The sequence below is a fragment of the Microcoleus sp. N3A4 genome (genome assembly GCF_036701805.1).
GTDB lineage: Bacteria > Cyanobacteriota > Cyanobacteriia > Cyanobacteriales > Microcoleaceae > Microcoleus.
This window is the reverse complement of record NZ_JAUBRJ010000001.1, coordinates 275,165-287,083: the sequence shown is the minus strand read 5'-3', so window position 1 is coordinate 287,083 and position 11,919 is coordinate 275,165. Positions and strand designations below refer to the sequence as shown.

Annotated in this window: 10 protein-coding genes; 8 read left to right on the top strand and 2 right to left on the bottom strand. The window is 44.4% G+C overall.

Features of this window, described 5'->3' with window-relative positions:
• Window positions 1-904 (bottom strand): DUF6920 family protein (locus QUA56_RS01360; protein WP_333352162.1); only part of this gene is annotated, 904 nt, incomplete at its 3' end.
• A 151-nt stretch (window positions 905-1,055) separates the two neighbouring features.
• Window positions 1,056-1,430 carry a DUF1257 domain-containing protein gene (locus QUA56_RS01355; protein WP_333352160.1) on the bottom strand — a complete coding sequence of 125 codons (375 nt, stop codon included), beginning with the start codon at window positions 1,428-1,430 and terminating at the stop codon, window positions 1,056-1,058.
• Between the two features lie 463 nt (window positions 1,431-1,893).
• Here QUA56_RS01355 and QUA56_RS01350 point away from each other — a divergent pair, with 463 nt between their 5' ends.
• The 8 genes from QUA56_RS01350 (at window position 1,894) to QUA56_RS01315 (ending at window position 11,869) form a co-directional block, all read left to right on the top strand.
• Window positions 1,894-3,090, top strand: a complete 1,197-nt coding sequence (locus QUA56_RS01350; RefSeq protein ID WP_333352158.1) for a WD40 repeat domain-containing protein — start codon at window positions 1,894-1,896, stop codon at window positions 3,088-3,090.
• A 691-nt stretch (window positions 3,091-3,781) separates the two neighbouring features.
• A complete protein-coding gene (locus tag QUA56_RS01345; protein ID WP_333352156.1) occupies window positions 3,782-6,133 on the top strand; it encodes a PAS domain S-box protein in 2,352 nt (783 codons plus the stop codon).
• 20 nt (window positions 6,134-6,153) lie between these two features.
• A complete protein-coding gene (locus QUA56_RS01340; RefSeq protein ID WP_333352155.1) occupies window positions 6,154-7,812 on the top strand; it encodes an EAL domain-containing protein in 1,659 nt (552 codons plus the stop codon).
• Window positions 7,813-7,915: 103 nt separating this feature from the next.
• A complete protein-coding gene (locus QUA56_RS36705) occupies window positions 7,916-8,113 on the top strand; it encodes a hypothetical protein (RefSeq protein ID WP_445242863.1) in 198 nt (65 codons plus the stop codon).
• Window positions 8,114-8,575: 462 nt separating this feature from the next.
• On the top strand, window positions 8,576-9,250 hold the full coding sequence (locus QUA56_RS01330) for an amino acid ABC transporter permease (protein WP_333352152.1): 675 nt from the start codon (window positions 8,576-8,578) through the stop codon (window positions 9,248-9,250).
• Between the two features lie 17 nt (window positions 9,251-9,267).
• Entirely contained in the window at window positions 9,268-9,921 is a 654-nt protein-coding gene (locus QUA56_RS01325) for an amino acid ABC transporter permease (protein WP_333352151.1), read from the top strand.
• The gene (locus QUA56_RS01320; protein ID WP_333352149.1) at window positions 9,861-10,862 is read left to right on the top strand and encodes a transporter substrate-binding domain-containing protein; all 1,002 of its coding nucleotides are present in this window, start codon (window positions 9,861-9,863) and stop codon (window positions 10,860-10,862) included. The genes QUA56_RS01325 and QUA56_RS01320 overlap by 61 nt, the downstream gene beginning before the upstream one ends.
• A gap of 218 nt (window positions 10,863-11,080) precedes the next feature.
• A complete protein-coding gene (locus tag QUA56_RS01315) occupies window positions 11,081-11,869 on the top strand; it encodes an amino acid ABC transporter ATP-binding protein (RefSeq protein ID WP_333352147.1) in 789 nt (262 codons plus the stop codon).
• Window positions 11,870-11,919: the final 50 nt, after the last annotated feature.

The window sequence follows — 11,919 nt, the reverse complement described above, 5'->3', positions numbered from 1 at the left end:
AGCTGGCCATTAAAAAGTAATGAAAAACTGCTCTCATCCGCTCTGACAAAAGATTTCGCAATTCTTGGAGAGGTCTATTCGTGATGCGGCCGCGCCAGTAGGGCAATAGCGAGCCATCAGGCAGTTGCCACGCCACCTCACCGGAGAGCGGAATCCGCATACCGTCTCGCAGTTCGTAGTCCCAGAAACGGCCGTGCCAGGGCGCAAATACCAGCCCCCCGTTAACTGTACGGGCGCGGGCCTCGGCGCGGATACTGGCGATTAGCCCTGCTTCATCAAAGCGGAAATCCAGGGAAACAGCGGTGTCGCCATCCTGTAGAGTTGCTCTGGCCGAAGAATTGTCGATCGCCTCCCAGCGAACACCCTGACTCGGCAGCAGTCTCGTCGGATACCAAGCCGCCTCCGCTAAAAAGCGCATCAGTTCCCCTTGTGCCGCTTCTGGAGTGCCGCGGATATCCGCCAGAGTCACCAGGCCCAGCAGCGCGGCATGGAGGATGCCTTCGCCGGAAATGTAGGCATCACGAACAAACGCATTGATACCGGGCATCATGGCAATTCGCCCGTCCCAGTCAAAGCCAGGGCGCTGAGTAATTACCAGTTGAGTTGAGTTGAAAGCGCTCCATTTTTCTGCAGTTTCGCTCATGTTAAACGTGCCTTCGTGGGAAACCCGCGCTGTTGCAATTAGCGGTTGTCCATCCTCGAACACCGCGCGAAAGTAACGCTGCACGGGCTGGGGTAAATCGGCGATTTCCCGCGCATCAAATGTGAGAGGTTTAATCGGCGATCGCGCAGATTCCAGATTTGCTCGCAGTTCCTTGGTACCGAGATGCCAGCGGTATGTTCCAAGGGCGATCGCCCCAACAACGCCAACTACAAGCGCGAGGATAATTAGTACGATCGCCACATGATTACTCCTGTTGATATGTAAATAAGCTGTCGCCCATTTAATTTTTAAGCTACTGTTTACTTAAACTTTTCTGGCGCGGGCTTCCACAGCCCCCGATCCATCTTCAATTTAAATGCCAAATAGCTTACAAGTTAATCAAACGCGAGTCTTAAACCCATCGACCCACTACAACTCTCACCGTTCCATCTGCCAAAGTTTCCTCTTCTTCAACATTAAAACCCTCTGACTGCACCGCCGCCATCAAACTTTTGCGCGCGTATTTTTGACTAATTGAATTGACAAATTCCTGCTGGTTAATTCGAGCGCCCCAAAAATCCGCCACCAATTCATAATCCTCTCCGCTGCGACGAAAACCCAAATCGTAACCGTTGGATTGCCGAATCACGTACTCGGCAGTAGTTTTGTCGCCCCGATAACCCCGCACCTGCACATTACACTCTACTTGATAACCCAACTCTTCCAACACTTGATGTAGCAGTTCGCCGTTTTTGATCTGAACCTTGATCGTTGTGAAGTGTGACATATCACTTTCGGATTTTTGTGTGAAACGCTAATTTGATTATAATACTATAAACAGCAACAGTCAATAAGTTTAAAAGTTGCGATCTTCAACGCGGTTTGAGCGTCACCGAAAGCAGCCTGGGTACAAGCCACCGGATTCATCTGTGCACAAATTAACAACATAGTATCCGATAACAATTCCCCCGATTTATCCGTGAATTCGCTTTTTTAAATCCTCCAATCCTCCAAGTTTAAAATCTAAAATAGTATGATAGCAGAAAATTTATCCGATAATAATCTCCCCCATATATCCGTGAGTTACCTTTCTTCAATCCTCCAATTCTAAAATCTAAAATCTAAAATCTAAAATAGTATAATGGGAGACAACGTATCCGATAAAAATCCCTCTGATTTATCCGTAATTTAGCTTTTTTCAATCCTCCAATTCTAAAATCTAAAATCTAAAATCTAAAATCTAAAATCGTATGATTGCCGACAATTCTAATCAACCCAGAGAATATGATGCCGTCCTCGGCGGCCAAAGTCAAATCCCGATCGCCGGCGCTGTTTTGGGAGGCATAGCCGGAGTCAAGCAGCGCTTCAACAGTCCTAGTATCGAGTCGCGGATTGCCGCTGTTAAAGATGCTCCTAAATACGGAGGCGCTGGTTTAAATTTAGCAATTGAGGCGCTGCTTGACCCCGCACCAGAAGTGCAGCGAGTTGCTTATTTAATTTTGCGACCGAGGACAGAACCTTTAGTCAGCCAAGCTTTAAAAGAATTCGTCCCTTACAAGCTTTTTGACTGCATCCGCACTGTCAAAACTGGGACAAATGTTGCGATTAGTCCCGGAGGAGCTCGCACGGCGAGTTTGCACGGGAAAATAATTAGAATTTGCGATTTAGATACAGGAGAAATACTCTATACTGTTGACAAGTATCCCCGCGCTCAAGAAACTTTTGTCCTTTGCAAAGAAAGCGAAATTTTTGTGAGGCTCAGAAATATTCCGAAACACCGCGCGATCGAAATTTGGCAGGGAGGAGAATTGCGGCATACTTGCCTCGGACATGAAGCGGAAATTAGCGCAATTGTCGTCAGTTCCGACAGTCAAGTTATCGCCAGCGGTTCGGCCGATACTACTATCAAAATTTGGAATTTAGAGACGGGAAAGTTAATCTGTACTTTTGGGAGTCATTTAACTTGGGGAGCTCATAAAGCAGGAATTGTTAGTCTTGCTTTTAGCCCGATCGCACAAACTCTCGCTAGCAGCAGTTCTGACGGTACAATTAAGCTGTGGAACCTCCGCAGCAGAGAATGCTCCCAAACAATTAAAGGTTATGCGAATTGTCTGGCTTTGGGCCCAGACGGGCAGACTTTGGCTACTGGCGGCTGGGACAGAAATATTCAACTGCGGCAGCTATCGAATCCAGATAGTTCAATCACTTTGGCAGGGCATTTTAACTCGATAAATGCGATCGCCTTTAGTCCCGACGGAGGCACTGTTGTTAGTGCTAGTGCGGATGGTAATATCAAATTTTGGAATGCCAGTACCGGCGAACATATTCACACTCTTAGCGGACATCAAAACTCTGTTACTTGTCTTACTTTTAGCAGCGATGGTGAAACTATTATTAGCGGCAGTATAGACAAAACTGTCAAAATTTGGGGAGTTATACCATTTTAGATTTTAGATTTTAGATTTTAATTACAAGAATTGGGAAAGAATGATTGCCTATGAGTTTGGAGATTGCCTACAGTTGCATTTTTATTGACGGCTATTAATTTAATTCCCGCGAATACCAGACTAAAAAAATATTATTCCGATGCAAACGGAAAGAATATTATTCTTATATTTTTTATCACTAAACCCGAGCTTTTTTCGTATAAACCCGGTTTAGCAAGGCAAGCCTGCGTTCAGGACTATTCTCCTAAAACTCGCTCGGACGGAATTCCTAACTACAAACACCTTTTATGACTGGTAATTGACCGGACATGAGAGCAAGAGTGCGTCCAGGACTGTTTAATATTTCCAAATTCCCGATTCTCGATTCCTCGGTGCGTGAATATACGCAAACCAATATAATAACTTTATAATTGTATGTCTTGTGCAAGCCGAGGATTGCGGAAATTATTTTTGCACTACTACGCATACTTAGAGTAAAAGTACCGATTCGCAGGATTATTCAGCTTATTGTCAACTTCTGAACAGTCGCAATAAAGCTTGATTGAGCTGCAATTCCTGAATCCTTTAAACGAGCTTTCAACTATCGCATCTTGCTCAGATGAGTATCGCAGCTAACTGTAATACTTTACTTAAAAAGTTTATGCTTAAAAGATAGGCTGGGGTTAAATATACAGGGTATCCGAAAGTAACCATGTCACACTGCAATCAATCCATCTGTCGTGCCCGCAATCTCGCAGAAATGTGCGACACTGCTGCCAGTTGGCAGCAAAAAGCCGATCGACTAACGGTAGAATTAAACAGCACGCGCGATCGGCTTCACGCAGAAATCGATCGGCTCAAACAAGCCAACGAAACCCTGCAAGCCGCTGTCAGTTGTGCCCCGATTTTCCTGTGGGCAACAGACAGAGACGGCAGGTTAACCCTTGCAGCAGGGAAAGGATTAGAAAATTTGGGACTCAAACCAGGTGCAACTGTCGGGCTGTCGATTTTTGAAGTTTACAGCAGCCAGCCAGATATCTTAGAAAATATTGCCGGGGTACTAGCAGGAAACGATCGCACTTGGAATGTCCGAGAGGGGCATTTTATTCACGAAATTCGATCGGCAGCCCTGCGAGATGGAAACGGCGAAGTTGTCGGGGCAGTGGGTGTTTCTACTCAAATTACCGAGCGCGAGCCGTCCATCGCCACTCTGGAAACGGTAAATCAAGAATTAGAAGACAGACTTCAGCAGCAAACGGCAGTCTTCCATGCAGCACTTGCCGAAAGCGAAAAAAAGTACCGCAACCTCGTAGAAACCTCCCAAGAATTGATTTTGTCGAGCGATATTGAAGGCCTCTTGACTTTTGTCAATTCCGCCGCCAAACGCATCTACGGTTACGAACCGCCAGAAACGATCGGCCGCCGCTTCACCGATTGTTTAGTTACCCAAGAAAAACCCAGACAAAGAGAAATATTTGGGCAATTTTTAGCGAGAACCAGCATTCAGCCACAAACCGCTAATTCTTCTTACGAAACAGTACACATTCGCAAAGACCGTACTCCCGTCCACCTGCGCGCCAACAGCATCGTCAACCAAGCTGAAAACGGCGCTATTTTAGGCTTGTGCGGAACGGCGACAGATATTAGCGATCGCTTGCGATCGGAAGAAGCACTCCAAGAAGCTACAGACCAACTTCGCGCCGTGTTGGATGCCGTGCCCGGACTAATTTCTTGGATCAGTTCAGATTTGCGGTATATCGGAGTCAACCAGCACTTAGCAACCTCGTTCAAACTGTCTCCTGAAAGCTTTGTCGGTCAAGAAATCAACTTTCTCGACAAAGGCTCGACTTTTGAAGAAATGCTCCGCAAATTTTTTGACAGTTCATCTCAGCAAACCTGCCAAGAAATAGACATACAAATTAACGGGTTAGTCCGAAATTATTTGATAGTAGTTCAGAAATATCTTCAGGGAACCGCAGCAGTTTGTGTAGGGACAGACATTACCGAACGCAAGCGTGCGGAAGCTCTAAAAAACCAATTGATCTGCTCGCTGCAAGAATCAGAACACAAATTTCGCAGCCTTTATGAAGCTACCAGCGATGCAGTAATGCTGCTCGACGAACAATATTTTTTTGACTGCAACCACGCCACTTTAAAAATATTTGGCTGTAGCAACAAAAAAGAATTTTACGGCAAGCATCCGAGCGAATTTTCCCCGCCATTTCAGCCTAACGGACAAGATTCAGCCAGTTTAGCTTCACAGAAAATGAAGGCAGCAATGCTCATAGGTAGCTGTCGATTTGACTGGGTACACAAACGACTCGACGGTTCAGAATTTACCGCAGAAGTTCTGTTAAACGCAATGGAAATTAACGGACAAAAATTTCTCCAAGCAGTAGTACGCGACATTACAGATCGCAAACGGGATGAGGATCAAATCAAAGCCTCCCTCGCCGAAAAAGAAGTCCTTTTCCAAGAAATTCACCACCGCGTCAAAAACAACCTCCAAGTTATTTCTAGCCTGCTGAAACTTCAGTCTCGCTACATTCAAGACAGCCGCGTTAGTGAAATGTTCAAAGAAAGTCAAAACCGAGTCAGATCGATGGCCCTGGTTCACGAACAATTATATCAATCCAAAGACTTGTCAAACATTGATTTTGCTGAATATATCCAAAATCTCGCCCACAATTTATTCCAAGCTTATGAAATTCATGCAGAAGGCGTTAAGTTGCAAACCAATCTTGAGCCGTGTTCTCTTAATATTGATACGGTCGTTCCTTGCGGATTAATTATCAACGAGCTTGTGACAAATGCTCTAAAATATGCTTTCACAGGACAAATTAAAGGTAAAATCAACATAGATTTCACTTTAGAAAATAATAGACTTTGCGTGCTAACCGTGAGCGACAGCGGAATTGGTTTTCCTCAAGAATTAGATTATCGAAAAGCCCGAACGTTGGGTTTGCGACTGGTCGGGTCTTTAGTCAAGCAAATCCGGGGGGAAATAGAACTGTTAGAAACTGCTGGCACGACTTTTAAAATCACTTTTTCCCAACCAAAATAGCACTTTTAGGAGAGAATTTAGTGTCCAAAAAAATTCTGATAGTTGAAGACGAGAGCATCATTGCGGAAGACATTTCCGACAGTTTAATATCTCTAGGATACAAAATAACTGGTATGGTCTATTCGGGAGAAGAAGCAATTGAATCAGTAGCCAAATTCCGGCCGGATTTAGTTTTGATGGATGTTAACCTGCAAGGAGAAGTCGATGGCATTACAGCCGCAGCAGAAATTCGATCGCGCTTTCAAATCCCGGTAGTTTATCTGACAGCTTATGCTGACGAAAACACTTTGTGGCGCGTCAATGCGACGAAACCCTTCGGCTATATTGTCAAACCCTTTGAGGAAAAAAACTTGCACACAACTATTCAATTAGCTCTCCACCGACATCAGTACGATAGCTTGACAAATTTGCCAAATCGTTCCTTATTGCGAGAGCAGCTAAGTCAGATATTAGACAAGCAAAAAGAATTGCCAGCGCTCATTCCAGTTATCACTCTCAGCTTAGATAAAATTAACAGAATTAACAGTAACTTAGGACACGATATCGGCGACTCCGTACTTTGCACCTTTGCCGAGCGGCTTAGTAACTGCACGGAGAAAATTAATATTGTGGCTCGTTTGGAAGCGGCAGAATTTGGAATTGTTCTCGAACCAGTTGCCGAAAAACAGGATGCTGCCAAGATTGCTCAAAACATTTTAGATATTGTAGCCCAACCTATGATTGTCAAAGGCTTGGAACTGTACGTCACGGCAAGTATCGGAATTTCTTTATCTTCAAGCGACGCCAGCGATGTAGACGAACTGCTGAAAAATGCTTATACAGCTATGTACAATTCTCAGCAAAAAGGCGGCAATAATTATCAGTTTTATACGACAAAAATTGCGAGTAATTTTATCAAAAAATTTACTCAAGAAACTTATCTGAGAAATGCTTTAAAACGCTCAGAGTTTGAAGTTTACTATGAGCCGCAAATAGAAATTAAAACAGGAAAAATTATTGGTGCTGAAGCTTTGGTGCGCTGGAATCATCCAGAAAGAGGCAGAGTTTCTCCGGGAGAATTTATTCCAATGGCTGAAGAAATGGGCTTGATTGCACCGCTGGGCGAATGGGTGTTAGAGACTGCTTGCAGGCAAACTAAAGCTTGGCAAACACAGGGTTTACCGCCGCTGCGGGTAGCAGTCAACGTGTCAGCCCGCCAGTTCGATCGCAAAAACTTGACGGAGAGAGTCAGACAGATATTGAGGGAAACTAATCTCGATCCTAAATGTCTGGAATTAGAATTAACGGAAAGTCTGATTTTGGAAGATGAAACGGCAGCAGTTCAAGCTTTTACGGTGTGGAGAGATATGGGTATCCAAATCGCAATTGATGATTTTGGCACTGGTTATTCTTCTTTGAGTTATCCGAAACGCTTTCCGTTTGATGCGATCAAAATTGACAAGAGTTTTATTCGCGATATTGCAGACGATCGCCAAAATGCAGCGATTACAATAGCGATTATTCAAATGGCACACTGCATGAACATGACTGTGATTGCTGAGGGGGTAGAAAATCAGTCGGAACTTGCTTTTTTGTGCGATCGCGAGTGCGACGAAATTCAAGGTTATTTTTTCAGTCAAGCTTTGCCAATGGCTGAGTTTGAAGTGCTGCTGAAAAGCGATAAGTGCTGGGAGTTATAGCATTCGGCAGTTATGCACGAGGCAATAAAATCAAGACTTTCAGTGCTAACCAAATCCATTGCTTGTTGTCGTTGTTAGCTACAAATCACCACATTTCATCGCATTGAATTGTCGATCGACCTTTTTTCGATCGTACATTCACCTGCTGCCCAACTTCTTATGGTCTGAAGATGGCTGGAAGCCCCTATACTGGGATGCTGGGATGTGGGAGACGATGGGGGCTGTCTGTAGAGTTAGCTGGTATGAAGCAGAAGTCTATGCTTGTTTTGTTGGGATGCGCTTGCCGGCGGAAGCGGAATAGGAAAAAGCGGTAAGTTGGAATTCGGCAGAGTAGTTAGCTCTCAATATTTTATAGATTCGAGAGGCTCAACCTCGTCAAGATTATAGGTAACGATAACGCCGCAGGGTGTCATCAGAGCATTAATAGTAAGATTACCTAAGAATGTAATGAACGTAACAGAAGCGATTTATTAAAGCTTGCATACTGTACGCAATCATTCAACCGAGACGTTAAATAGCTGAAATCCTCTCCCCAAGTCTCTCTCCTTCGGGCTGACGGGTACAAAACCCCGAGAGGAGCAAAGCCCCTAATCTCCGATCCGATCGGCTATGAGGTTAAAACGTTCGGCGTTAGGTGAGTAAATTACTTTGGCTGGGTTCCTAGAAATTCATAGATAGGATTCTCTGCTCGCTGCGAGCAGTCTTTAGTAATTGCTTACGTCTTATCTCTAAACTCTCATACTGTTTCAGTACCCAAATACTTATGAGCTATCAGTTTGATTTCTCAATTGTCTGGGATAATCTTGCTTTGCTATTTGCAGGTGCATTAACGACCTTCAGGATATCATTAATCGCGATCGCATTCGGTCTAGTCATAGGCATTATTGGAGCAGTCTGTAGAACCTCTGACAGCAAAATTCAAAATGCGATCGCTTTAGCATACGTGGAGGTTATTCGGAATACCCCGTATATCATCCAACTGTTTTTCATCTTCTTTGGGATGCCAAATTTGGGCATCAAGTTAACGGCAGAGCAAGCATCAATCTTGTCGCTTGCTTTAAACTTTGGTGCTTATTCGACCGAAATTGTGCGGTCTGGAGTCGAGAGCATTAGCAAAGGTCAAACCGAAGCAGGAATGGCACTTGGCTTCAACAAGATATCGGTTTTTCGGTACATCATTCTGATGCCTGCCTTGGCGAATATTTATCCGGCCCTGATCGGACAGGTGATTTTGGCAGTGTTATTTACGAGTGTTGTGTCTCAGATTGCCACTGAGGACTTAACTTTTGCAGGAGATTTTCTCAATTCTCGGACTTTTCGCAGTTTTGAGGTTTACTTTGCCATATCGCTCATTTATTTAGCGATCGTTTGGACGATCAAAGGAATGTCCTATCTAATTGAGCGGCGATTTTTTAAGTTTGCACAGTATCGACGATAGTTAATTGGAAAGATAAAATGAATGGATTTACAGTACCGCAGATATTCATTAACTTGGTGGTGGCGGCAAAATGGACAATTATCTTGTCTATCATCGCCTTTGTTGTAGGCGGAATTGTTGGTTTTTTATTGATGCTGATGCGGATATCTCCCAACAAATGGATTAAAGGCTTAAGTCTGATCTATATCGAGTTCTTTCAAGGAACACCATTACTTTTACAGCTTTTTCTGGCATTTTTCGGTATGTCGGTGGTTTTTGGGATAAATTTATCGCCACTTGCAGCCGCTACCATTGCTCTGACGGCTTTTACCAGTTCATTTCTAGCAGATATCTGGCGCGGCTCGATAGAAGCTGTTCCCGCAGGACAGTGGGAAGCTGCCTCAGCGTTGGGGTTTGGCTATTCTAAACAGCTAGAGTTAATCGTTCTGCCCCAAGCGCTTAAAATGTCGATCGCACCGACTGTCGGCTTCCTCGTGCAGGTAATTAAAGGGACTTCGCTGGCATCAGTAATTGGGTTCTCTGAGATATCTCGTGTCGCTTCTGAGATCAATAATGTCACATTGAACTCACTCTTGGTCTTTTCGATAGCTGGTCTAATTTATTTTATTCTTTGCTATCCGCTATCTCTTTGGAGTCAGCGGTTGGAGAAGCAACTCAACTACAAATCATAGAAATATCAACCAGAGGGATATTTGGAGTGTTGCTGATGATGAAAATATTTAAGGAATTGATTCCCAACAAATGGCATCAGGCGATCGCGTTGTTTCTCGCCAGTTTGATTCTGACTGTGAGCATTGCTGCTTGCTCGAGCCCAACTAAGTCCATAACCTCAATGGCTGTGTTTAACCCTTCGGCAGTTGCACCTCCCAAGGGCGAGCCAGATAAAACTTTAGACAAAATCATGGCAGCAGGAGCGATCAAAGTAGCAGTTCCCAATGACTTTACGCCGTTTGGATCGATGAGTTTCGATATGCAGCCGCAAGGCTATGACATCGATGTGGCAAACGAGATCGCCAAGGCTTTGGGAGTCAAATCGGAGTTAGTGCCTGTGATCGGCAACTATCGCATTCCGTTTCTTCAGACAGATCGCGTTGATATCGTGATCTCCAGTTTGGGCAAAAATCCAGCTCGCGCCAAAATTATTGACTTTTCCAAGCCCTATGCGCCATTTTTTTCAGGGGTGTATGGCAGTCCAGATATCAAAGCGCCCTCAGTCAACGATCTCAAAGGACGATCGCTTGGCGTTGCTCAAGGTTCTTTAGAAGATTTAGAAATTTCCAAGATATCGCCAGACCAAGCGCCTCTAGTCAAACGATTTTCTAGCAACAGTTTAACTGCATCTGCTTTGATATCAGGTCAAGTAGAACTGATTGCTACTGGGAATGTCGTCGCTGCCAAAGTAATTCGCGATAATCCCAATATCAAAATTGAAAACAAGTTCATCATGAAGAACTCACCCTGCTACGTCGGTGTTCGTAAAGGAGACCTAAAGCTAGTAGCAAAACTTGACAACATTATTGATGACATGAAGCAGTCAGGCAAATTAAATGAACTTTCGTTGAAATGGTTTGGCGAGCCACTGCCAGACTTGACTCCTCCTCCAGCAACTTAGGTCAGTCAATTTGAGATTTGAGATTTGAGATTTGAGATTTGAGATTTAGTTGCAGGATTGAATCTGGGAGCCAAAACAGAAGTCTAAAATTTTCGGATCGACCCTGACCTTCGTGTCGTTCGGAAGTACCTATTTTTGGGCGGGGTCAAAAGCAAATCAACAAAACGCATCAACTATCCAGATAGAATTCCCAACATTATCGCAAGGAAAATATTAAAATGTACGACTCCCAATCTAGCGTCAATCAAGCCACCGGGTTAAGCAATCGCTTAGAGCCAATCATCATCGCTAAAAATGTCGAAAAAACCTATAGCAATGGGTTTCATGTACTCAAAGGAATCAGCTTGACTGTAAATAAAGGCGAGGTGGTGGTGTTAATGGGGCCATCGGGCTCTGGCAAATCCACCTTTATTCGTACTTTCAATGCGTTAGAACCATACCAAAAAGGCAGCATTGAGATTGATGGGACGCTGATTTCGCACGATGCTAAAAACATTGAAATGGTGCGGCGCGAGGTGGGGATGGTGTTTCAGCAATTTAACCTATTTCCTCACCTGACAATTTTGGGCAATGTCACTCTAGCGCCGCTCCACTTGCGCGGAATGTCTAAACCAGAGGCTGACAAGTTGGGCATGGAACTGCTGGAGCGAGTCGGGATTGCTCACCAAGCAAACAAATACCCCGGACAGTTGTCGGGTGGTCAACAGCAACGGGTGGCGATCGCTCGCGCTTTAGCCATGCGTCCTAAAGTCATGCTTTTTGATGAGCCGACTTCAGCCCTTGACCCAGAAATGGTGCAGGAAGTGTTGCAGGTAATGCGAGGTCTGGCGGATAGCGGCATGACGATGGTTTGCGTTACCCATGAAGTAGGCTTTGCCCGTGAAGTCGCCGATCGCATTATCTTCCTAGCTGATGGTGTGCTGGTGGAAGATACTACTCCCGATAAGTTTTTTAACAATCCTTCTAACGAGCGGACAAAGAAATTCCTGTCACAGATTTTACATTAATTCTTGATGGGAATTGGGAATTGGTAATTGGTAATTGGGAATTGGAAATT